Annotated in this window: 19 protein-coding genes; 5 read left to right on the top strand and 14 right to left on the bottom strand. The window is 29.5% G+C overall.

Annotated elements, in window-relative coordinates:
* Positions 1 to 72: 72 nt before the first annotated feature.
* Genes DR024_RS00745 through DR024_RS00735 form a run of 3 tightly spaced genes read right to left on the bottom strand, consistent with a single transcriptional unit; the run spans position 73 to position 2,198 of the window.
* On the bottom strand, positions 73 to 837 hold the full coding sequence (locus DR024_RS00745; protein WP_099313538.1) for a tyrosine-protein phosphatase: 765 nt from the start codon (positions 835 to 837) through the stop codon (positions 73 to 75).
* A gap of 12 nt (positions 838 to 849) precedes the next feature.
* Positions 850 to 1,509 (bottom strand): CpsD/CapB family tyrosine-protein kinase, encoded by a 660-nt coding sequence (locus tag DR024_RS00740; RefSeq protein ID WP_099313537.1) that lies wholly within the window; start codon positions 1,507 to 1,509, stop codon positions 850 to 852.
* Positions 1,510 to 1,520: 11 nt separating this feature from the next.
* Entirely contained in the window at positions 1,521 to 2,198 is a 678-nt protein-coding gene (locus DR024_RS00735) for a YveK family protein (RefSeq protein ID WP_099313536.1), read from the bottom strand.
* A 904-nt stretch (positions 2,199 to 3,102) separates the two neighbouring features.
* Between DR024_RS00735 and DR024_RS00730 the strand changes: the two genes are divergently transcribed.
* Positions 3,103 to 3,531 carry a hypothetical protein gene (locus DR024_RS00730; protein ID WP_099313535.1) on the top strand — a complete coding sequence of 143 codons (429 nt, stop codon included), beginning with the start codon at positions 3,103 to 3,105 and terminating at the stop codon, positions 3,529 to 3,531.
* 69 nt (positions 3,532 to 3,600) lie between these two features.
* Here the strand turns inward: DR024_RS00730 and DR024_RS00725 are convergent, their stop codons facing one another.
* Positions 3,601 to 4,620 carry a glycosyltransferase family 2 protein gene (locus DR024_RS00725; protein ID WP_099313534.1) on the bottom strand — a complete coding sequence of 340 codons (1,020 nt, stop codon included), beginning with the start codon at positions 4,618 to 4,620 and terminating at the stop codon, positions 3,601 to 3,603.
* Positions 4,621 to 4,687: 67 nt separating this feature from the next.
* A complete protein-coding gene (locus DR024_RS00720) occupies positions 4,688 to 6,280 on the bottom strand; it encodes a peptide chain release factor 3 (RefSeq protein WP_099313533.1) in 1,593 nt (530 codons plus the stop codon).
* A 109-nt stretch (positions 6,281 to 6,389) separates the two neighbouring features.
* Here DR024_RS00720 and DR024_RS00715 point away from each other — a divergent pair, with 109 nt between their 5' ends.
* Together DR024_RS00715 and DR024_RS00710 are read left to right on the top strand one after the other, a co-directional pair.
* Positions 6,390 to 7,199, top strand: coding sequence for a Cof-type HAD-IIB family hydrolase (locus tag DR024_RS00715; protein ID WP_099313532.1), 810 nt, complete (start codon positions 6,390 to 6,392; stop codon positions 7,197 to 7,199).
* Positions 7,200 to 7,259: 60 nt separating this feature from the next.
* Positions 7,260 to 7,484, top strand: coding sequence for a hypothetical protein (locus DR024_RS00710; protein ID WP_027097196.1), 225 nt, complete (start codon positions 7,260 to 7,262; stop codon positions 7,482 to 7,484).
* Positions 7,485 to 7,639: 155 nt separating this feature from the next.
* Here DR024_RS00710 and DR024_RS00705 read toward each other — a convergent pair whose 3' ends face one another.
* From DR024_RS00705 to DR024_RS00675, 7 genes are all read right to left on the bottom strand, one after another.
* Entirely contained in the window at positions 7,640 to 8,194 is a 555-nt protein-coding gene (locus DR024_RS00705; protein ID WP_099313531.1) for an AAA family ATPase, read from the bottom strand.
* Positions 8,195 to 8,285: 91 nt separating this feature from the next.
* Positions 8,286 to 9,050, bottom strand: a complete 765-nt coding sequence (locus tag DR024_RS00700; protein WP_099313530.1) for an HAD-IIB family hydrolase — start codon at positions 9,048 to 9,050, stop codon at positions 8,286 to 8,288.
* 20 nt (positions 9,051 to 9,070) lie between these two features.
* Positions 9,071 to 9,886 (bottom strand): SGNH/GDSL hydrolase family protein, encoded by an 816-nt coding sequence (locus DR024_RS00695; protein ID WP_099313529.1) that lies wholly within the window; start codon positions 9,884 to 9,886, stop codon positions 9,071 to 9,073.
* Between the two features lie 109 nt (positions 9,887 to 9,995).
* Positions 9,996 to 18,374: a glycoside hydrolase family 94 protein gene (locus tag DR024_RS00690; RefSeq protein ID WP_242983069.1), complete on the bottom strand. Its 8,379-nt coding sequence runs from the start codon at positions 18,372 to 18,374 to the stop codon at positions 9,996 to 9,998.
* A gap of 108 nt (positions 18,375 to 18,482) precedes the next feature.
* On the bottom strand, positions 18,483 to 19,340 hold the full coding sequence (locus tag DR024_RS00685) for an ROK family protein (protein ID WP_027097200.1): 858 nt from the start codon (positions 19,338 to 19,340) through the stop codon (positions 18,483 to 18,485).
* A 15-nt stretch (positions 19,341 to 19,355) separates the two neighbouring features.
* Positions 19,356 to 20,732, bottom strand: a complete 1,377-nt coding sequence (locus tag DR024_RS00680) for an aldehyde dehydrogenase (RefSeq protein WP_027097201.1) — start codon at positions 20,730 to 20,732, stop codon at positions 19,356 to 19,358.
* A 20-nt stretch (positions 20,733 to 20,752) separates the two neighbouring features.
* Positions 20,753 to 21,487 carry a DUF3298 and DUF4163 domain-containing protein gene (locus tag DR024_RS00675; protein WP_051195895.1) on the bottom strand — a complete coding sequence of 245 codons (735 nt, stop codon included), beginning with the start codon at positions 21,485 to 21,487 and terminating at the stop codon, positions 20,753 to 20,755.
* Between the two features lie 219 nt (positions 21,488 to 21,706).
* On the opposite strand from DR024_RS00675, the gene DR024_RS00670 reads away from it, so the two are divergent.
* On the top strand, positions 21,707 to 22,597 hold the full coding sequence (locus DR024_RS00670) for a polysaccharide deacetylase family protein (RefSeq protein ID WP_034865808.1): 891 nt from the start codon (positions 21,707 to 21,709) through the stop codon (positions 22,595 to 22,597).
* Between the two features lie 96 nt (positions 22,598 to 22,693).
* Here the strand turns inward: DR024_RS00670 and rluF are convergent, their stop codons facing one another.
* Together rluF and DR024_RS00660 are read right to left on the bottom strand one after the other, a co-directional pair.
* Positions 22,694 to 23,455, bottom strand: coding sequence for a 23S rRNA pseudouridine(2604) synthase RluF (rluF, locus tag DR024_RS00665; protein WP_242829691.1), 762 nt, complete (start codon positions 23,453 to 23,455; stop codon positions 22,694 to 22,696).
* Positions 23,442 to 24,473, bottom strand: a complete 1,032-nt coding sequence (locus tag DR024_RS00660; RefSeq protein WP_172458905.1) for an anti-sigma factor domain-containing protein — start codon at positions 24,471 to 24,473, stop codon at positions 23,442 to 23,444. Before DR024_RS00660 ends, rluF begins: the two co-directional genes overlap by 14 nt.
* A gap of 381 nt (positions 24,474 to 24,854) precedes the next feature.
* On the opposite strand from DR024_RS00660, the gene ispF reads away from it, so the two are divergent.
* A complete protein-coding gene (gene ispF, locus DR024_RS00655) occupies positions 24,855 to 25,325 on the top strand; it encodes a 2-C-methyl-D-erythritol 2,4-cyclodiphosphate synthase (protein WP_099329343.1) in 471 nt (156 codons plus the stop codon).
* Position 25,326 lies beyond the last annotated feature (1 nt).

Here is a 25,326-nt window from a genome sequence, read left to right as displayed (position 1 = left end):
AAATTACTAATATTGACGTTTTAGCTTTTTTATTTTCCAATGTTGTCCCCCCTATCTACACACGGTTTAATATTACTTTAAAAATGAGAAAATCCCCCTTTTTTCTTTGATCTTTTCTCCTATAAACTCTATATCTTCATTATTTAATAATCTTCTTCCACTTTCCCTAAAAAGTTCTTCATTTATTTTACTTTTCTTTTTAGCTAATTCTATTCCATTAGCTATGCCTGGACATCTATTTGTATCATTATGTGCATCAGAACCAATAAAATTGTATATATTATTATCCAATAATATCTCTGCAGTTTTCTTTACGCTATTTCCAAACTGACCTTCAACGCTTCCAGCATTCATTTGAAACAAAAATCCTTCTTTAATAAACTTATTAATTCTCTCTGGTTTTTCTATTATTGGTCTATATCTTTCTGGATGTGCAAGTATTGGAATTACTCCCTTTACTTGAAGTTCATATATAACCTCTAATGTGTCACTATCAAAACTTCTCATAGGAAACTCTATTAACATATATCTTGAGTTATTAATTGTACCTATAAGACCACTTTTATAATCATCTATTATTTGTTCTGAATAATAAACTTCTTGACCATAATGTATGTTTATATCTAGCCCTTCTCCTTTTGCAAGCTTATTAAATTCCCCTACTAAGTTCTTAACTTCATCATAAGGTGTTTCTCCATATCCCCTACAAAAATGAGGAGTGGCAACTATATCCTTTGTTCCACTCTTCACTGCCATCTTAATCATATGTAGTGTCATATTTATATTTTTTGAACCATCATCAATTCCAGGTAATATATGTGAATGTATATCAATCATTTAATCGCCCTCTTACTTACCTTCATTACCATAATAGTAGTAATATTTCTTTCTAGTGTTTTCAACACCATTAAGTACAGTTCCCAATATATTGGCACCTACTTTATCTAAAAGCGCTTTGGCTTGTTGTACTGAATCTCTTTTTGTTTTCTCTGCTCTAACTACCAAAATTGTTCCATCTACCTTTGTAGAAAGGATTTGAGCATCTGTTACAGCTTGTAATGGAGCACTATCTAGTATAATTATGTCATATTTGCTCTTTAGCTCTTCTAATAGTCTTCCCATTGCTTTTGATCCAAGCATTTCTGAAGGATTTGGAGGTAATTTACCTGATGTTAAAATATGAAGATTTTCACTATATTCATTTACCGCATCATTCATTTTTTCTTTTCCTATTAGTACATCAGATACCCCAACTAAATTAGATATTTTAAATTTTCTATGAAGTGAAGGCTTTCTTAAGTCACAATCTATTAAAATAACACTTTTTTCTGACTGTGAAAAGGATAAAGCTATATTACCTGCTGTAGTTGACTTACCTTCTCCAGGTTCAGAGCTTGTTACTACCATGGTTTTTATCTCTTTATCAAATGATGAATATTGTATATTAGTTCTTAAGGTTCTATAAGCTTCTGCTGCTATAGAATTAGGTTTCTTTTCTACTATAAACATATACTTCTCCTTTATTTAATCTTTTCTTGATTTGGAATAGCACCTAAAACAGGCACTCCTATAATATCTTCTAATGACTCTTTGTCCTTAAATGTGTTATCCATAAACTCTAATAACAATGCTAGTCCAACTCCAACCATTAATCCAAGCAACATAGCTATTGCTATATTCATTTTTTTATTTGGACTTACTGGATTTTCAGGTAACTTTACACTTTCAATTATCTTTACATCTGCATTTTTTATTAATGCTGATGATTCTTTAATAAATTCATCTGTTACTGCTTTTACTACATTGGCTGATTCCTCTTTATTTTTACTTATGTACTTAACTTCCATTAATTGAGTGTTTGTTATTTGTTCTGCAGTTAATGCGGATGATACTATTTTAGGATCTAAGTCTATATTATTATCCTTTAATGCTTTACCAACTAAATCTTCTGTTTTTATAAGGCTTGTATATGTTTTTACTAATTGTTGATACATTGTTATATCACTATTATTATAGTTTTCTGTTGAAGCTTCCTTACCAACAAATAGTTTTGCTGATGCTTCATATTTAGGTTTTATTATAAAAAAGCTTACAACTGCAGATATAATTGTTGCTATGAGAGTTATCGTAACTATTAATTGCCATCTCTTTTTCAACCCATCTACTATATCTTCAATTTTGATAATTTCTTCATTCATTCTACTTTCCTCCATAAATTTTAACATTATATTGTCGAATATACATACAGTATTTATTTTACCATCCCAAACTACATTTGTTAATAAATAATATACAATCTTTATTATAAATATATTTCCAATTGTTTTACTAATTATTCATTATAATAACGAACATTTAATATTATTTTTTATTCCATATTCTATTTTAAATTATAATCATAAAAATTCAATCATTCCCACCTTTTTTTCTTCGACAAAGATTTTTATAAATAAAAACTTTTTCGTACATTTACAATATTTCCAAACTTGTCTAGACCAGCCATTTTGTAAATGAAAACTTATTCACATATTTCTTTGCATTTGTCGAATCGCATTTTTTCTTGTCGTTCTTTTTTTATTATCTTTTTACCTAGGTGAACTATTTTTTATTGATAAATTAAATACTTCAATTTTATTATTAACATGGCTTTAAAAGTATGAACTGTTTTAATTTTACCCATAGTATTCTTAACAAACTTATTGCCTCTAGAAATTTAAAATTGAATAAACTTTTCCTATACAGCTTGGCCAATCTTAAAAACGTATATTCATTTATATTTTTTCATAGACTCTTATAAAATTTCAAAAGCAAATTCCAATTGATTTAAATTTAATGGCTAACTAGGATTTGAATTTAAAAACAAATTATTAGGATAGCTCTTTTAAAACTATAGCTCCCACATTAACATTTCTTTTTTCATTTTAAAAATTTCTAATGACTGATTTTTTACACCTCCCAAAGTTATTTATTTTTAAAATATTATTTTTATTATTAATATTTTAAAAGAATAAATATTCTTTTATTAAATAAATAATTTTATTGTTATAAGACATATTATTTATTATAATTATATTGTAAATATTTTCCAAAAGGAGTGGTGAAATGGCAAAGAAAAAACAGAACAGTGATATTTGTTCTGAGGATGTAGAAATATTAGATGATGTTTGGGATCAGGAGGAAAAAATTTTTAGAGATCCAACTGCAAGAACCGTTATGACTTTTAACTTTCAAGAGCCTGATGATGATAAACTATCTTCAAACGAAACCGAAAAGAACACTACTAATCAATTGAAAGAAAAATCCATATCTTATAAATCTAGAAATGATACTGTTTTTAACAACTTTACTGTAGGAGTAATTAACAATGATAGGGAACCCTTTGATTGCAAGAGAAGTTACGCCCTTAGAAAATCAACTGTAAAAATGTTAAATGAATTAAAGGGCTTTAGTCTAGATGTTAATATGCCTGTTGGAGAAATAGTAGATGACGCTATAAGGTATTATTACTATTATGTAACAAATCAACTTTAAGAAGATAGTATAAATCACAAAAAAAGGATGCAGAGAGTTTTATTTTACATTGCTCTCTCTGCATCCTTTTTATTTATATCCTTTTTTAATTATTCTTTTTACAAATTCAATACCCTTTTGTTTTATAAATTCGATCTTTTTCACAGTATATTGTTCAAAAAATATACTATTCACATAGTCACTATATTTACCTTGATAAATACAATTTTTCAAATACTTTTGAGCGCAAATACTAAATATACAATCTATATTAATATAATTAATCAGCTTCTCCAAATATTCTTTCTTTTCATCTAATGTATATGATAAATCCATCATATTTTGTACCATTGAAATTTCAAAATGCATATCAAGTTCTTTTTCCGTAGGATAAAAATCGAATTTTCCTAAATAGTCTTTATATATACTTTTAAACACTTGTTTTCTTTGTTCTAAATTTCTATTTGCAGTTCTAGTAGCACTAGTTTTAACAACTCTATAGTTTAACAACGCCTCATCTAAATTTGCTACTTTATATTTTAAAAGCATTCTGTTCCACAGACCATAATCCTCTGCGTATTTATCCTTATATTCATATTCTAAATTATCTTTTTTAATTATATCACTTCTCATAATAACTGTTGGATGTTGAAAAGAATTTTCAAATATACTATTTGCAATTAATTGACCATTACTAGTCAGAACGTTAATTTTCTTTTTTACCGCCGACCCATCTAAAAACATATTAACTGCCGTACCTAACAATGCAACATCTAGGTTTTCTTCCATATATGCAACTTGTTTTTCAATTCTATCATATAAAGCAATATCATCTGCATCCATTCTTGCAATATATTTCCCTTTTGCTTCACTTATCCCTCTATTTAAAGAGTATATTAACCCCTTATTCTCCTTATTGTCTATAATTTTGATTCTATGGTCATTTGAATAATATTCTTGCATTATACTAAAGCTCTTATCTGTACATCCATCATTAATTATAATAAATTCAATATTTTTATAACTTTGATTTAAAATACTTTCAATAGATTCATTCAAATATTTTTCACCGTTATATACAGACATTACTACACTAACTAAAGGTTGCATAACTTAAAATCCTCCATAAATTCATAAATATTATTTGGGTAATTTTATAATACTGTTTATACAATAATTATTCAGTTTTTCCTACACCTGAAAGAACAATTCCTTTATTATGATCTAAAGCCCATGATATTCCCCAGTCATTTTGGAATATAAGAAGGTTTCTATCCTTAAAGTCTTTAACCTTTTTAGTATCTGAAGTAAGATTTAAAGTATCTGGATCTAAATCCTTGTTTTCAATCCATCTTACATATCTATAAGGAAGTCTTTCCATCTTAATGTCTGTATTATATTCACTCTTAAGTCTGTATTCTAAAACTTCAAATTGAAGTACACCAACAACTCCAACTATTATTTCTTCCATTCCTATGTGAAGTTCTTTAAATACTTGAATTGCTCCTTCTTGGGCTATTTGAGTAACACCTTTTATGAATTGTTTTCTCTTCATAGTGTCTACTGGTCTTACTCTTGCAAAGTGTTCTGGAGCAAAGGCTGGAATACCTTCAAACTTGAACTTCTTTGATGGGGAGCATAAAGTATCACCAATTGCAAATATACCCGGGTCAAATACCCCTATAATATCCCCAGCATATGCCTCTTCAACTATTTCTCTATCTTGAGCCATAAATTGTTGAGGTTGAGCAAGCTTGATTTTTTTACCACCTTGCATGTGCATAACTTCCATACCTTTTTCAAACTTACCTGAACAAATTCTCATAAATGCAATTCTATCTCTATGAGCCTTGTTCATATTAGCTTGTATCTTGAATACAAATGCAGAGAATTTATCATCAAATGGGTCAATTTCTCCTATATCTGAATTTCTTGATAGTGGTGATGTAGTCATTTCTAAGAAATGTTCTAAGAATGGTTCTACACCAAAGTTAGTTAATGCTGATCCAAAGAATACAGGAGTTAATTCTCCACTTCTAACCTTTTCTATATCAAAATCATCTCCAGCAATATCTAAAAGTTCTATATCTTCCATTAACTTATCATGAAGAGCTTCTCCTAAAATTTCTCTGAATTTATCATCTTCTACATTACCTTCAATAGCTTCTACTTCTGTTTGTCCGTGATCCCCACCATTAAAAGCAATGATTCTTTTATTGTCTCTTTCATATACCCCCTTAAAGTCTTTACCTGAGCCTATAGGCCAGTTCATTGGGTATGTCTTTATACCTAATTCATTTTCTATTTCTTCTAATAATTCAAATGGATCTCTGGCTTCTCTATCCATCTTATTTACAAATGTGAAAATAGGCATCTCTCTTAAAGAACAAACTTGGAATAACTTTCTTGTTTGATCTTCTACACCTTTTGCTGCATCAACAACCATTACTGCTGAATCTGCTGCCATAAGTGTTCTATATGTATCTTCTGAGAAGTCTTGGTGTCCAGGAGTATCTAGTATGTTTATACAATGTCCACCATAATTAAATTGCATAACAGATGATGTAACAGAAATACCTCTTTGCTTTTCTATTTCCATCCAGTCTGACACAGCATGCTTAGATGCTTTTCTTGCTTTAACAGAACCTGCGAGTCTTATAGCTCCTCCATATAATAAGAACTTTTCTGTAAGTGTAGTCTTACCTGCATCTGGGTGAGAAATAATTGCAAAGGTTCTTCTTTTGTTAATCTCATTTATATAATCAGCCAAAGCTTATGCCTCCTCTATATTAACATTAAGTATATTTTTACACATCTTTAGATTATACCACATTTTACTGTATAATAGACATAGAATTTGTTGGTTTTGGGAGGTTCTTATGTATAAATTAATTGCTCTTGATATGGATGGAACTTTATTAAAAAGTGATAATACAATATCACAAGAAACAAAAAAAGCTATTAATCTAGCTAAAGAAAAAGGAATAAAAATAGTTATTACTACTGGAAGACCTATTCAGGGAGTTATGAATTATTTAGAAGAGTTAGATTTAATAAATGATGATGAATATGTTATTGCTTATAATGGTTCTTCTATTTATAATACAAAAACTTTAAAACCCATAGTTAGAAACGGGTTAACAGGAAAGGATTTTAAAGATATTTATAAGCTTTCTAAATCTTTAGGTGTTGAATTTCATGGTTTTACTGATGAGTGCTGCATTGCACCCAAAGAGAATAAATATACTGAAGCTGAAACTTTGCATAATAATATAGATGTTAAAATTATGAATATAGAAAATGATATAAATGATAATGATTTTATTATAAAAGCAATGATTTTGGGTGAAAAAGAAAAGCTAGATGAGGCAGTTAAAAAGATTCCTAAGGAATACTTTGAAAGATATAATGCATTAAGAACAGTTTCATTCATTTTTGAATTTATGAACAAAAATTGTAGTAAATCTAGTGCTCTAAAAGCTTTATGCAGTCACCTAGGTATTTCACAAACTGAAGTGATAGCTTTTGGTGATGGAGAAAATGATATAGACATGCTTCAATTTGCCGGGCTTGGTGTTGCTATGGGCAATGCTTCTAACTATGTACAGTCAAAGGCTGATTATGTTACTCTTTCTAATGAAGAAAATGGAATAGCAGATGTAATATATAAAAAGATTTTAAATATTTAACTGCATTTTTTTCTCTCCTTACGGTAAAACTATATATATAAATTTAAGGAGGGATACTTTATGAGCAAGAAAAAAGCATATTTGCCTAAAGTAAGAACAGACTATCATCCAACTGAAGATGAGATAAGAAGCTATGCTCCTAATGGAGATTCAACACCTCTTCCTAATCCTGCCGTTGATGATATAGCTGTAAATAATATAGCATGGCAAGAATTTGATTATACAGAAAGTCTTTTTGATGAAGGTGACGATATAATAGATGATAATCATAACTATGAAGACTAGGATAAGATAAAAAAGATAACCTAGTTAATAGAGATAAAAAGGATAAGGAAAGATCTCGGCTTATGCCGAGATTCTTTTTTAATATAAAAGAAACTCCACTACAAATTGGAGTTTCATCAACATCTTTATTATATCTATTATCTTTATTCACTTGATTATTCTAAATTAATTTTCTTTAATATTGCTTCTGCTCTTTCTTTTGTGTTGCCAGTTATAACATCATACTTAACATTTTCTGATTGTAAAAAGTTAAGTATTGCATTATCTACAGCAGATGCCATTTCTTCATTCTGCCATCTTACTCCATCCTTTGTGTAACCAAATTCTCTTGGAACAAAGAATACATAGTCATACTTAGGTAAATCTCTTAATGCAAGAACATATAAATCCTTTAAGATTTCAATTTCTTTCTTGCTTCTTTCTTTATCACCAAGCATAAATCTTCCATATATATATGGTACAAAAGTGGCATAGTCTGTAATTGCATAATCAAATTGTTCTAGCTCTTGTTCTAACTGTAGCTGACCTAAGTATATTCCATATTGTTCAGCTATATTTTCAATCATACCTTTATCTCTTAAATAATCGGTGCTATATTCTGAAGCTGCACCTACATTAATATCTCTAATTTTTAAATCTACATATAATTGTTGCATCAAAGTAGTCTTTCCACATCTAGGTCCACCTAGTATTGCTATTTTTACAGGCATATCAAACCCTCCATTACATTTTTGAAAAACATAGTCTATTTTATCAAAAATCATTCCAAAAAACAACAAATAAAAATTGGTTATCTTTATACTACTTTAAGCAATAATTTTTTATAGCTTCTGCAACACTATTAACAATATACTTAACTTCCTTTTTTACTCCATCTTCTGATGTTTCAAAAGTAAAACTATTTCCTGCTTCTTTAAACATTGGTATATCATTATAAGAATCCCCTATAGCATATGTATTTTTAGTATCTATGTTTTCTCTTTCCTTTACATAGCTTACTCCTTCTCCTTTAGAGCACCCCTTAGGAACAACATCAATAAAGCAAGTATTTCTATATGCAACTATTTCATCTGAATATTTTTCATTTATAAATCTACATATTTTCTCAACTTCCTCTATATCTGACTTTGGATAATAAAGAGAAATTAAAGATAGGTTTTTGTCTTTAATATTTTCTAACTCTTCATATTCTAACCCGTCCCAATCTATGTCTTCTTTATATCTTCCATGAACTACATAAGAGGTATATCCTGTTTCCACAGATATTACAGAATCATCACTTTTTATATCATTTATAATGCTATTTACTGTATTATAAGATATTTCTTTATGATGAACCACCTTACCATCCTTATCTATTATTAATCCACCATTTAAAAGAATTAGATAATCTGCTTTTATTCCATACTTGTCTTTTAAAAAAGCACAACTATTATAAGCTCTACCTGTTGCAACTGCTAGAAGCTCTCCTGAAATATTTAGTTTCTTAATTCCTTCAAGGTTTTCATCTGTCATATTATTATATTCAACTAAAGTTCCATCTAAATCAGTTACAAATAGCTTCATCCTTTGTTCCCCCTAGTTAATTAATTCATTGAGTTTTCTATATGCTTAGTTACAGCCTTAATATATAATCCATAACCTTTATCATTTGGTAATCCACCGTTACCTACAAGTTGATTTATTGCTACACCAGAATTTGCAAACTCATTGCTTACATCAATTGCATTAAGAGTGTTATTTTCAGAAATATTTTGTATAGCAACTCTATATGCGTTATCTGCAACTAATGTACTTGGTAATATAGGTAAAATTGTACCCTCGGGATTTTTCTCTTTTACCTTATTAATTATCCCCTGATAGTTAGCATTAAAAGTATTAATATTAGTTAGCTTATTATTATCATTTTGTCCAAAGCAAATAATGATTAAATCGTAATTGCTTATATCATTATTTGCAGCAACTTCATACCCTACTCCTGATGTTGCACCAGCCCTTGCAAGAGAAACTAATTCTACCTTGCTACCATAGGTATTAGTCATCCAATTAGCTATTTCTTTATCCCAAATACCAGCTGTAGTATTTCTACCTTGGCTAAGTGCCAATCCATCACCTAATACAAGCATTCTTACATCAGCCTTATTTTTTAATTTGCTATAAAGCCCCTTATACTCTTCTTTTGGTGCTTCTTGCTCTTCTTTTTTCTCTTCATTAGAAGGCTTTTCTTCTTCCTTCTTATCTTCTTTACTAGTACTGTTATCTTTTGACGCAACCCATTCTGAAGTTACACTCTCACTATCTTTTTGCATTTTCTTTTCTTTAAGAATACCAAGAGTTAAAACCCCTATTAGGACAATAAATAATACAATAATAATTCCTAATCCTTTTTTACTATTATTCACCAAAATTCACCACCTAACCAATTATATTTTACACATTTTTCTATACTCTGTAAACAATGAAAGAAAAGAGAAGCCATCAAAGCAGCTTCTCCTTACTCTATTACTCTTATTACTTAAACTCAACTTCTATTTTTAAAGTGCCTGCCTCTTTAGGGATTATATCCATTTCCTTACCATCTATTCTTATCTTGTTTTCTTTACCTCTTATAACCTTAATATCATAATGTTCTTTTTCATTATTAATCTTAATATTATATTCAGTCCAATCTGCTGGCACGCAAGGTTCTACCTTATATCCTTTTCCTTCTACATGTTTTAATCCTAAAATATCTTCAATACCTACTTTATACATCCAGCCTGAAGCTCCAGTATACCAACTCCAGCCTCCTCTTCCACCGTGAGGTTCTTTAATGTATACATCAGCTGCCATAACATATGGTTCAACCTTATATGTTCTACATTCAAGTTCAGTTTTTGAATGGTTAATAGGATTAATCATATTGTAATACTTCCAAGCCTTATCTCCTAAGCCTAGTTTAGTTAAGGCTAAGATTACCCATACTGCTGCATGAGTATATTGACCTCCATTTTCTCTAACACCAGCAACATAACCTTTAATGTATCCAGGTTCTAATGATGATTTTTCAAAGGGTGGTGCTAATAGTAGAATCATTCCCTTATCTTCTCTAACTAGGTTCTTATCTACAGCCTCCATTGCTTCAACAGCTCTTTCATTTTTACCTACACCTGAAATTAATGACCAACTTTCTGCTAAGGAATCTATTTGACATTCTTCATTTTCTCTTGAGCCAAGTGGAGTACCATCATCAAAGTATGCTCTTCTGTACCATCCACCATCCCAAGCATTCTTTTCAATATTTTCTCTAATAAACTCCTTCATTTCAGAATATCTATTTAGACTTTCCTCATCCTTCATATATTTACATATATCTTGGAAGTCATTTAATATATCACAAAGGAACCATCCAAGCCATACACTTTCACCTTTGCCCTTATTACCAACAGTGCTCATTCCATCATTCCAATCACCACTGCCCATTAAAGGTATATTATGTTCACCAAATTTCAATCCTTTTTCTATAGCTCTAATACAATGTTCATAAACAGTACCTTCAGTAGGAGAGTTATTTACAATTGTATATCTTTCATCTTCTCCCTCTCTTAGTGGTTCATCTTCAAGATAAGGGGCTTTTTCATTTAATATGCTATAATCCCCTGTTCTTTTTATATATTGAGCTGTAGCATATGGCATCCACAATAAATCATCAGAAAATCTTGTTCTTATTCCACTATTTACAACAGGATGCCACCAATGTTGTACGTCTCCTTCTAGATATTGTCTTGATGCATTCCTTATTATTTGAGCCTTAGCTATATTAGGGTTAACAATTCCTAAATTCATAGAATCTTGAAGTTGATCTCTAAAACCATAGGCTCCTCCTGATTGGTAGAAGGCAGTTCTACTTAAATATCTACAACTATAAGTTTGATATAGTAACCAACCATTAATCAAATAATCCATAGACTTATCTTTTGTCTCTACTTGTATATTTCCTAGGAAATTTGACCAATATTGTTTTACTTCCTCTAAGGCTTTGTAACATTCTTCAATATTTTTATACTTATCTATTAATTTTGATATATTCTCCTTACTTTCATCTTGACCAAATAGTATAATTATCTCCTTTTTCTCCCTTGGAGCTAATTTAACCTTAGTTTCAGTTGCTAAACAAGGATCATATATACTTCCTGTTTTATTAGATAAGTTTTTATAATTTAAAGCATTAGGAGAAGATATATCCTCACCTACTCCAAGGAATTCTTTTCTATCACCTGTAAAAGATAAGGTTTCTCCACCTAAAATAGTTAAGTAAGCTCTCATATTTCCAAAGTATTGGCTATATGGATTTTGCCCACAAATATAATTTTCTTCTAGCTCTGTAGAAATATATTTTGCACTTCCATAATTAAATACCCCTAATACTAATTGAGCATAGTAGTATATTGATACTTCTCTTTCCTTATCTAATAGATTTTCTAAAATAACCTTTTGTATTTTTAACTTTTCTCCCTTAGGACAGAAAACCTGCATCTCACCTTTTATGTTGTAGGCTGTATGAGTAAATGTAGAATATCCAAAAGAGTGCTTAATAATATATTCTCCTCCATCTCTAACTGGTTTAGGTGTTATAGAGAAATACACTCCACTGTTATTATCTCTAATATAAAGCGCTTCTCCTGGGGGATCTATTACCCAGTCATTACTCCAAGGAGTTATTTTATTCTCTCTACTATTTCCACACCATGTATATCCTGAACCCACTTCTGATATATGGAAGCCAAAGTCTTCGTTTGAAACTACATTTATCCATGGAGCAGGAGTATTATTATAGTCACTTAGCCTTATAACATAACTCTTATCTTCTGGATCAAATCCTCCATATCCATTCCAAAAATCTAATTTTTTACTTAAATCATCATTTCTAGAAACGCTATTTTTAGGTAGTTCTTCTATATTCCTAAGAATTTTTTCACCATAATCTATTTTTTCTTCTTTATTTATTTGTACATTTATCTTACTCTTTTCAACTAATTCCTTATGTCTTAAGAATTCAACCTCTTCACTTGTATCCACTTCTTTAATTTGAGTTATTATAGAGCCCTTTTCACCATCTACATATAGTGCTGATATTCCTATAATGAAGTCTTTTATATCTTCACCCATAGTGGATTTATTATGAAGGAATATTCCACCTGGTTTATTAAGAATGTCTCCTTCTTTAGATAAGTTTATTGCACTTATAATACTCTTTTGCATTGGTTGCTCGTAAGATGCCTCTTCATCATTGTAAATTAGAAAGTCTACTTTTAAACCTTTCATCTTCCAATAATAATGCATCTTTATCATCCCTCTAACCAAATCCATATCTTCTTCACCTTTAACTACTGCCATAGCTATAGGTAAATCACCAGATATTCCATAAGCCCATAAATCTTGCTGATGTTTACTAATATTTTTTATGTAATCTTCCCTATCTCTTCTACCACTGTGAAGGAATAGTATATATGAAGCTAAGCTTTGATAAATGTTTGCTTGTGAAGACTTTATTCCTAAAGCTTTTAACTCAAGTTGAATAGCTTTATTATATGAATTAAACACCTTATCTAATTTGCTAACTTCTCCATATTCTTCTGCAAGAGCTAAAGCTTCTTCTTTATCATTTGTTGTTCCGGTTATATAATAAACTTCCTTAACATCCCCTGGTTCAAGCCTTAATCTAACTCTCATGCTCATAATAGGATCAAGGACTATTCCTACTGTATTTAATAAGGATGAATCATTATCCATTGCACTAGGATTCCTTAAATCTCTATTTCTACCTATAAAATTAACCCTTGATGTTTCATAGGTAATTGCACCTTCCATCTCTGATGATGTAATAGCCTTGTGGAATATATAAGGTACAGTACCATTCTTAACTCTAGCCCTTCTATTTCCTAAAAGACATTTTCCTTCATCATTAAACTCTGTTCCTATAAATAAATTTGAGAAACTTGGATGAACAGCATCTCCCTCAAAAGATTGAAGGGTTACCTCCATATAACTTGTAACTTCAATGCTTCTTCCTTTATCTCCTGTATTTTTTAAAGTAATCTTTCTTACTTCAACATCATCCTCAGGAGATACAACCACCTCCATAGTTGTTTTAATAGATCCATCTCTTCTACTATATTTTGCTTTATCTAAAGTAAATTCTACATTATAATCTTCTCCACCATATTTACATGGCTCATATGTTGCACTCCAATAATCATTAGAATTTAAATTTTTAATATAGAAGAACATACCACTACTATCTGAAGTATTATCTCCCTTCCATCTATAAACTGTCATTCCATCCTTCTTACCATATCCACTACCTGATAGGGTTACCATAGTAGAATAACTTCCATTTGATAAAAGTAACACCTCTGGATTTTCTCTCTTTATTCCCTCATATATTCTAGGTACAAAGTTTTCTCTTTCTAGTATTTCCTTCTTTATAGCTAAATCTTGTTCATGTTCAAAGGTAATCTTCTCTGGAATCTTTTCCTTCAGTAATAACTCTGTTGCCTTAACCTCTGGAATTCTATGAAACCTCTCTTGAAATATGTTATTATTTAAAATATTATCTAGCCCCATCAAAGACATACCTAAATGATGCACCATATAACATCTAACATCTTTGCTTTCATTATTGTCTTCTCCACTATCCATTTTACTCACCCTATTAGGAGTATAATCTATAGCTTCAATAAAACCATATCTACCATAAGCACCCTTTTTCTCTAATTCTCTAAGGTTACTTATTCCTCTCTCTTTAGCGTAAGGTAAACTCATTAAGGTTGAATATGGCGAAATAACCAACTCATCTTCTAGCCCTCTTTTAAGTCCTACTCCAGGTACACCAAAAGCCTTATATTGATAATTATCTGCTACATCAAATTGATAATATGCTGACTCTGAAATTCCCCAAGGTATTTCTTTTGTCTTTGTGAAATTTTTCTGTGCCTTTATTACTGAATCATATGTCATTTGTAGCAAGGTATTAGGATAGCTTTTCATTATTAATGCTGGCATGAAATACTCAAACATAGTTCCACTCCATGAAACTAAGCTCTTTCCACCAAAAGCATTAGTCATAGCCCTACTTAAATTAAACCAATGTGAACTAGGAACCTCTCCCCTTGCTATTGTAATAAATGAAGTAGCCCTTGATTCTGATGCCAACAAGTCATAGTAGGAATTTCCCAATGAATTTTCCTCTAAGTTATATCCAATAGCAAACAATCCTCTTTCATTGTTGTATAAAAACTTAAAGTTCATATCATTCATCATATTATTAATATCTAACATGATGTTATCCATTCTTTCTTTAAGCACCTTTAAACTGTTTACCTTATCCTCTATAGCCTCCTTAAACTCATCTCCAGAGGAACCTAAAATCTCATCTAAATGATTTAGAAAACTTTCTATAGATGGTGCTTTCTTTATTGACTTATTATCTAATAATTTTTCTACTCCATCTAAAAAGTATTGATAATATGATATTTTCAACTTTATTTCTTTTTTTGTTTTTCCTATCCAATATATTTTTTCATTATCTTCTTCATTCTCTATATCAATTTCTTCTAATTCCAATAGAAGTTTCTCCAAGGTTGGAATATAATCTTTTACTTCCATCTTATTTAAAGCTTCTTTATTAATTAAACCTTCTATCCCAATTATTTTAAGAGAATCCCTTAATGCTAATATTTCTTGAATTCTTATTAAAGGGTTATTTTTATATTCCTCTAAAGTTGTATTTATAATCCACAAATACCCTAATAAGTTCCCACTATCTACTGTGGAAACATATCTAGGCCATAGTGGTTCACAACTTTTTGTATCATACCAGTTAAGAAAATGTCCTTCACATTTTTCTAGTTTTTTCATGCCCTCTAAAGTTAGTTCTATTCTATCAATAACTTCTCCTAAAGTTATATAACCTAGGTCATAGGCTACAATATTACTAATTAGCCCCATACCAATATTAGTAGGAGAAGTTCTATGGGCCACACCTTTATATGGTTGTTCTTGATAGTTATCTGGTGCAAGAAAATTATTTTCTTCATTAACAAAATCCTGATAATATGCCCATATTCTTCTTGTATTATCTCTTAAATATTCTTTATCCTCATATTTAAGCTTAAACACTTCCTCTTTCAAAGGAAGACTTATGTAGTAAGCTATGTATGGACTCACTATCCATAAAACAGCTAGAGGTAAATTTATTATACTTATTAAAAATCTTTCATCTATGGCTAAAACAGCTACTAATATTCCACAAAAAATAGAGAACCACATTCTCTTTGAGTAAGAACTTAATGAATTATTAGTTGTTCTTTCTGCCTCTTCTGCTGTCTGCCATTGTAGTCTATGTTTTTTAGATATTGTCATTCTATAAATAGTTCTTATGATAGCATCTACCATAAGATAAGCTTGATATGGTATAAAACTAATTATTAAGAGTATTTGTTGCATACTTTTAAATGTACCCCTAATCATATTCCTAGGAGTAACAACAAAGTCTGTTACTGTAAATACTAATGGTACTATGGCTCCTAAAAAGCATAAAAATGTCATCTGATTACTTCCATTTAAAAATGTAAGATTTAATATTATAGATAAAAGTAACACTGGAGCTAATAAGCTTCTTCTTAAATTATCAAATATCTTCCACTTAGATAATACTGATATCTTTTTAGAAAATAGCCACTTAAAAATTTGCCAATCTCCTCTTACCCATCTATGTATTCTCTTACAGCTTGATTCGTAACTAGATGGATAATTATCAATAAATTCTACATCTGTAACTAAAGCACACTTTGCATAAGCTCCCTCTAACAAATCATGACTTAATACAGTATTATCTGGAATTTCCCCTTCAAGAACTTCTTTAAAGGCATCTATATCTATTATTCCTTTACCTGTAAAGCTACCTTCTCCAAATAAATCTTCATATGTATCTGAATAAGCAATTGAATATCCATCAATTCCTCCTTCTCCTGCAAAAATTCTAGAGAAATCAGACTTATCTTTACTTTCTAAAGATATACTTACCTTAGGTTGCATAATCCCATATCCATGTTTTACAGAATTATTTTTAACACATGCTCTATTAAGAATATGACTCATAGCTCCAACTAATTTAATAGCTGAATCTCTTGGCATAAAAGTATCTGCATCTAATGTAATTATGTATTTTATATCCTTTAAGCTTCCTATATAACTACTCATTACACTGAAAGTATGGTTCTCTTCCCCTCTAAGAAGGTTCATGAACTCCATAAGTTTGCCTCTTTTTCTTTCATTGCCCATATACACCCCTTCTTTTGAGTTATATATCTTTTTTCTGCTTAAAAAGAAAAAGTGCTTTTCGCCACTAAAATACTTATTGTTCATTCTTAATGCTTCTTTAAATCCAGCTTCTATTATTTCTTCTTCATCTGAAGTTTTTTCAACCTTACTATCTTTAAAATCTCCTAACAAAGCAAAGTATAAATTTTTATCCTTATTACCTAGGTAAGATACTTCAAGCTGTTTCATTAATTCTTCAGTTCTCTTTGCATTAGGTACTATAGCTGGTATTACTATAATTGTCTTCTTATTATCTGGAATTCCTTCTGATAAATCTAGCTTAGGAACATGCCTTATTGGCTTTAACTTACTAACAGACCAATTAATAAGGGCTACAACTATTTCATTAGCTGGAACTATCATAAGTAAAGCAGATACAATCAGTTGTCCTGTAGAAAAATGTGCTCCTAGAATGTAACTGAATGCTAAAATTGATGAAACAATCATCATGGTACATACTATGTTTATAGTAATGTATAGCCCTTCTGAAAACTTATTATTTACTTTAACATGTAAATTCAACTCATTTGATATATCTTTAACTCCATCATCTATAATATAATATCCAACATGAGTCCTATAAGCTCTCTTTCCCTCCTCTTTAGCTCTAGTTGCAAGATAAAGTGCTTTTTCCGTTAATGTTATTTCATCTACCTGAAACTTTCTAGCTAATTTTTCTATACTATGTCTATAATAATCCTTAGACTTAAAGTCCATTTTTTCATATGTTCCATAGGGGTCTGTTTGCAACTTTTTTTCTACTATTGATGTAGAATCAAAGAAATTCTTCCAACTTATACTCTCTATACTTCTTAATGCACTTATATATGTACTTATATTTTGCTCAATGCTTCCTTCTATAAAATACTTTTTTACTGATTCCTTATCACTAGATCCACTAGATTTTTGTTCGATTAAATCATATACTCTTTTCTCTTCTATAGAATTATCTCTTAATACTTTTAATAACTCATCTTTAAACAATCCTTCTATATTTTCATAATGTTCATTAATATAAGCTAATATATTTTCTAAATCATTTTTATTTATAGAATCTATAATATTGTAAGCAATATCCTTTCCTAATTTCTTCTCATTTTGAACATTTTTAAGCATATCAGTCACATCTGATAATTCCAGTATAATAGCTATTCGTAGCATTATTGGAAATGCCCAAAGTTCTCCCATAGTAAACTTTTCGTCCTTACTTTGTATAAAGCTTATTGCTTTATCTTCAGTAACTATTCCTTCATACTTCTTGATAAATTCTTTAGCATAAGAATATATTCTTTGAACATTACCATCTAAATTTTTATCTGAATAAGGTAAATTATAAAAATAATCATGAGGCATATTTTCCTTTATTGACTTATACTCCTTTTCTACTAGATATATATTATCTAATAGCCATTCACCAGAACTTAAGACCTCTTCCCCCTGCTTTGACAAAGATTTAATATATTTATAATTATTTTTTATCTTAGAAAAACCATTATTTAGTTCACTTAAAACTTCTCTACCTCTCAAGGTCTTCACTCCTTACAAATAATTCTTAAAATAGTTTTCCCAAGATTTTATATTTAATTCCAAAGAAAAGAAGCCTTGCCTAAGCAAAGCTTCCTAACCAATTATTTGTTACTCATTAAGTAAATTATAAACAGCTCCTATCATTCCAGCATCATTTTTATGCTTACATCTTTCAATAACACACTTAACATCATTCCAAGCTTCTATCTTTTCCAATGCATTTACTACTTCTTCTATAAACTCTTCTCTTTCACTTACTCCTCCACCAATAAGTATTTTTTCTGGATTTAAAGTGGCACTTAAATTATATATTCCTGTAGCAATTAATCCATACCATTCATTTATAATTTCTTTTACCTTAGAATCTTTTTCTCCATCATTAAATACAACTTGTCCATCTACTGCTTTATCTAAATTCTTATATTTCATATATTCTTTTATCAATGCTAAAGTTGATGCTGTATTACTATACATTCCTTTTTCATTACATCTCATAAATCCAAACTCCCCACCTTGGAATGTACTTCCTCTAAGTAATTTATTATTTATATAGATTCCCCCACCTATGCCTGTTCCAATAGTAACACACACAAAATCAGAACATTCAGTAGCATTTCCATTAAACTTTTCTGCTAAAGCTACACATTTTCCATCATTCTCTACTGAAGTCTTTAGACCAGTCTTCTCTTCTATTATCTTAGTAATGCACTTTCCTTCAATACATCTTATTGCATAACAAACCTTTGGTATACCATTTATAGAATCAATAAATCCCGGCATACTTAGAGCTACACCCTCAACTTCATCTTTTCTTTCTAAAGCTATTTTTATTATATTTTCTAAAAATAATTCTTCACTTTCTGTACTTGTATCAAAGCTAGACTTTTCTAAAATAGCTCCTTCTTCATTTAATATTCCCCATTTAATTCTTGTTCCACCAATATCAAAAGCTAAATATTTTTTCATAAATCAAAAACCCCTTTATTTTAATATTTTCTTTATTAGCTTTAATTTATCATTATATGGAGCAAACCTAAAAGGCAATTCCATAAATGTTCCTCTTTTTAAAACAGACTTTCTATGACTAAATGTATCAAAGCTAGCCTTTCCATGATAAGAACCTATGCCACTATTACCTACTCCACCAAAGGGAAGATATGTTGATGCAACATGTATTACAGTATCATTTATTGTAACTCCACCTGATGATGTATTATTTAACACATATTCAATTTTATTTTTATCTTCAGAAAAATAATATAATGCTAGTGGCTTATCTCCATTATTAACCTTATACATTACCTCTTCTAATTTATTAAATTCATATACAGGGAAAATCGGTCCAAATATCTCTTCTTCAAGTATTTTTGACTTTTCTTTTATATTAACCAATATAGTTGGAGATATATATTTTTCTTCTATAGATACTTCTCCTCCATAGAATAGTTCTCCTTCGTTTAAATACTCAGAAAGTCTTCTAACTTCTCTTTCACTAATTATTCTTGGATAATCAGGGCTTTCTTTTTGTTCTTTTCCTAATTGCTTTTCTATTTCCTTAACTAACTCTTCTAAAAATTCTGCTTTTATATCTTTATGTACACAAAGATAATCTGGTGCCACACATGTTTGACCAGCATTTAAAAATTTCCCCCAAGCAATTCTCTTTGCACTCATCTTTATATTAGCATCTTTATCTACAATACATGGACTTTTACCTCCAAGCTCTAAAGTAACAGGAATTAAAGACTTAGAGGCCTTTTCCATAACTATCTTTCCTACTCTTACGCTACCTGTAAAAAAGATATAGTCTACAGGTTGCTCTAATAATTCAGAAACAACCTCTTTGCCTCCCATTGGATTAACTACCTTAATATATTCATCCTTAAAATTATTATTGATTATCTTTTCAATCAACATAGATGTATTAACAGAATACTCAGAAGGCTTTATAACTGCACAGTTTCCTGCCCCAATTGCTCCTATTAAAGGTGATAATATTAACTGAAAAGGATAATTAAATGGTCCTATAATTAATGCTACTCCATAAGGCTCTTTATATACATAGCACTTACTAGGATAATAATTAATTGAAGATTTCACTCTTTCTCTTTTAGACCACTTTTTTATACTTTTAATCATGATGTTTATTTCTTCATACACCATTCCTATTTCTGTTATGTATCCTTCAAAATTTGATTTTCCTAAATCCTTTTTTAAAGCATCTAAAATAATTTCTTCATTCTCTTTTATTAATCTTTTTAACTTTTTTAGATTATCTATTCTAAAATTAATGTCTTTTGTTTTCCCGGATAAATAATAATTCTTTTGTTTTAATATAATATCTTTTATATTATTCATATTATTTCCTTTCACCCTAACTATTTACTATTAATTTTATCATAGACATAGCCCTTTTTAAATATTTCTAAAGGAATCCTAAATTCAGGCATTCCTCCAGCATATGGTGCAATTTCATATTGTGCAAAAAATATTACTAAATTACTTCCTTCTATGAAAAAGCCTTGATTATCCTTTATTCCTTGAAATCCCTCTTTACCTGTAAAGTACATATCTTTATTCTTATCTATTTCGCTTTGAATTTGCTTGTTTATCAAACTTGCATAATCATATTTCTCTTTAAATAAATTATTAAGCTTTAAAATCTCTCCACTTCTTTTATCGATATTATAATACTTTCTTGTGGTGATTCCATGAGCACCACCTGTAAATTGATAGTAATCTATATAAAAACTTAATGGGTTTCTAGTACTCTTAACTTCATATCTAGCATTTGCTTCATAAGGCCCCAATGGTTTAACATTTGTATCGAAATTTTCTTTTGCAATCAGTCTAATGTCCTTAATCCATTCTAGAGTCCAATTTTCTATTTCTTTATTTATCTGAGCTTCTTTACTCTTATTAGATATACCACTTATCTGAGGTATAATTACATCCACATCCACGTAATCATCTTTCTCTTTTATAACTTTATCCACAATTCTAACTTCTTCTTCATTTTTCGACGTTTCACTTGCCAACAATACCTGTGGACAAAAACTGTTTATAATGTTGATAACTATTAAAGAAAAACTTAACAAAACTTTACTACTCATAACAAAAATCATTCCTTTCGTGCTTTTTTATATAGTATTCTCTTTTTTCTACATTTATCAACATTATAATTCACATTTTCTTAACAACTTATCCACACCTAAATGTGGACAATGTGGATAGTATCCATTTTTTTCTATATTTTCATTTGATTATTTACTTTACATATCTTGGTATGATAAAATTCATATACAACAAATATATTTTTAAAGGTGAATATTATGAGAAAATTTTCCAATAAAAAGCTACAAAATATTATCTTAATAGCACTTATAATAATTCTAGTAGGAGTTATATTTGCTATTTACATTAGAGAAAAAGAAGAAAAAAACATTGCAAGTAATGAAAACATTGAAGATTTACAACTAAATGAAGAACAAGAGGAACCTAAAATTGAACCAGTAGAAATTAATAGATTTGAAGGTTTAACACTTATTAACGATAATCGTGGGGTTCCTGTCCTGTATTATCACTCAGTAGAGCCTTCAGAGAAAAATGAAGTTATTATTTCTCCTGATAGACTTAGAGAGCAACTTCAATTTATTAAAGATTCAGGATACACTACCCTAACTATTAGTGAGTTTAATGACTATATTATTAATAAAAAATCAATACCAGAGAAAAGCATACTCATAACCTTTGATGATGGTTATATGGACAACTATACAAATGCTTTTCCAATACTTAAAGAATTAGATATGAAAGCAACAATTTTTGTTATTACTTCTGTAATTGACGAAGGTAGTTACTACTTATCAAGTGAAAGAATTAAAGAAATGTCTGACTATGGAATAGATATAGAGAGCCATACAGCAACCCACAGTCATTTAGATCAACTTACTTACGAAGAACAATTAAAAGAACTAAAAGACTCAAAAGAAAAGATAGAATCTATTACTGGTAAGAAAGTTCTATCTGTGGCTTATCCATATGGTGACTTAAATGAAGATAGCACTAAAGCTGTAAAGGAGGCTGGCTATTCATTAGCTTTCACTACTAATTTAGGTTATTCTGATAGAGATGATACTCCTGTAAAACTGGATAGAATTTATGTAAGTTCTAGATATACAATGGAAAGATTTAAAAGTAGATTAATTAATACAAATAAATAAAAAAGTGGAGTGGATATTTACTTTAAGTCACAGAAAGCAAATATTCACTCCATTCATATGAAAGTAAGGAAACTATAAAACTATTTTCCTTGCCTACTATTCTTTATAAACCTTTTGAGAATCTTTTATAAGATCATTTATACCTTCTAACTCCTTTATAGTTAAATCTCTCCAATTACCATTCTTTAAATTTCCTAAATGAATATTCATTATTCTAACTCTTTCAAGTTTAACTACTTTATACCCAAAGACTTCACACATTCTTCTTATTTGCCTATTCATTCCTTCAGTTAATATTATTCTAAATACCTTGCTTCCCTCTTTTTTAACAAAACATTTCTTCGTAACAGTACCTAGAATTCTAACCCCAGATGACATCTTCTTAATAAAATCATCAGTAATTGCCTTATTAACAGTTACCACATATTCCTTTTCGTGATTATTTCCTGCACGTAAAATTTTATTAACTATATCTCCATCATTAGTTAATAAAATTAATCCTTGGGAATCTTTATCTAATCTTCCTATAGGAAATATTCTTTTTTTATGCCCAACGAAATCAACAATATTTCCTTTTACTTTATGCTCAGTTGTACAAGTTATACCTACTGGTTTATTTAATGCTATATAGACAAGTTCCTCTTCCTTGGTTATATCTTTCCCATTTACTTTAACTATTTGCCCTTTTCCTACCTTCATACCCATAGTGGCCTTTACTCCATCTATTGTTACCTTCCCATTTTCTATAAGCTTGTCAGCTTCCCTTCTAGAGCAAATTCCAGTCTCGCTTATGTATTTATTTAATCTTATCTCTTCTTTTCTATCATTATGTACTATTACATTATTATTTCTGTTCATCCTTCGATTCCTTTTCATCATTTACCATGTCTTTAATATTATGTTCCTTACCTGAATTATTTACTAATACGCTTACTTTTTCTTCCTTAACATACCTTGCTGTATCCTCTAATAATCCATATTTTAAAGCTTCTCCACTTATAGTAATTAATATACTTTGATTTGGTATCATATCATTTTCCTTAGCATATCTTAGGCTTTCTTCTAAAGCTTTATCTATATTTTTATACTTTGGATTTACAGCATTTATAAGGTCTTTACCCTTTTGAGTTGGTGAATAAGTATATATTACTTTATTAAATCTATTAAGTTCATACTTTAACTGAGATGTTGTATCTATAACAACAGTCCTTACCCCCTTAGTATATTGATAAATTCCACCTGCCAAAATAAAAGTTAAAAATACAGCTCCTATGCATATTTGTAACTTATAATTTCTAATTCCTTTTTTCTCTTTCCCTCTATATTCTTGTCCTACTTTTAAATCGCCTTCCTTTTTTAACTTCAAGAACTCCCCTGCACTTGTAAATATAAAGACACTTCTTTTATTTACCTTAAGAACTATTCCCTTTTTTATATCATTATTTTTATTCTCTTTTGGAACTAATGCAGTAGTCTTACTTCTCTCTTCTATTCGTATACAATCTTGTATGTATTTATAATTAGGGTTAGAAAGAATTATTACATAAACTAATATATAATCTTGCCATATCTCTAAAAATGTTCTCGATACTCGCGTTCTCTTAGCCACCATTGCTACTGGTAACTCTCTTTTCTTTTGAACTTTCTCAAAAAGTTCATAGTCTTCATATATATAACTTGCTATATTCAAAATTAAATTTCTATCTCTATATGTTGGAAATATATTAACCAAGTCTTTTACAAGTATTTTATATAAAAATAATTCCTTAAGCATAAACGATATTTGCTTTTCCCTTATTCTTCTTACTTCTTCACCAACTTCAATAATAGCTGGGGTACTTGAAAAAATATATTTATTTCTATTAAACTCCGCCATACTTATCATCCTTTCATGATAATACGACAACTTAAGTCACATTATCAAATTATACTACCTCACATATAATGTATTATACCATATAAAAACCTACACCTACTCTGTATATATCAAAGGTTTTGCAAATATATTTTACTGAACCCATATAATTTGAAAGTGAGGTTTATCTATGAAAGGAAATGTTATTTACGTTGATTTTATCTATAGGCGTAAGAGGGTAAGTTATATCAGATTCCTTATTACTACAAAATCTTTTTCCTTTGTTAGATATTTTAAATTTCTTTTTTTAACAGAAGAAAGAAATTCTAATGTAAATATTAGAGTAAAAAATGTTCAATAATGGTATAATTCTTATATACATTTTTTACAGGAGATGATTATATGAGAATTGGACTTGGATATGATGTTCACAAATTAGTTGCTGATAGAAAACTTATTCTTGGCGGTGTTGAAATTCCATATGAGTATGGATTACTTGGTCATTCTGATGCTGATGTGTTATTGCACGCTATAATGGATTCTTTATTGGGTGCTTCTGCTTTAGGTGATATAGGAAAACACTTTCCTGATACTGATCCTAAATATAAGGGAATCTCAAGTATAGCTTTGTTGAAAGAAGTAGGAAAACTTTTATATGAAAATGGTTACAAAATTTCCAACATAGATTCAACAATTATAGCACAAAAACCAAAAATGGCACCTCACATCCAATTAATGAGAAAAAATATTGCTAATGCCTTAAACATAGACATTGATCAAATAAATGTAAAAGCTACAACTGAAGAAGGACTTGGATTTACAGGAGAGGGGCTTGGAATATCTTCTCAAAGTATTTGCCTTCTTTATAAATAAT

Origin of the sequence: Clostridium paraputrificum (assembly GCF_900447045.1) — a bacterium.
In the GTDB taxonomy this organism is placed as follows: domain Bacteria; phylum Bacillota; class Clostridia; order Clostridiales; family Clostridiaceae; genus Clostridium; species Clostridium paraputrificum.
The sequence above is the reverse complement of the archived record's forward strand: the minus strand, read 5'-3'. Positions and strand labels throughout refer to the sequence as shown.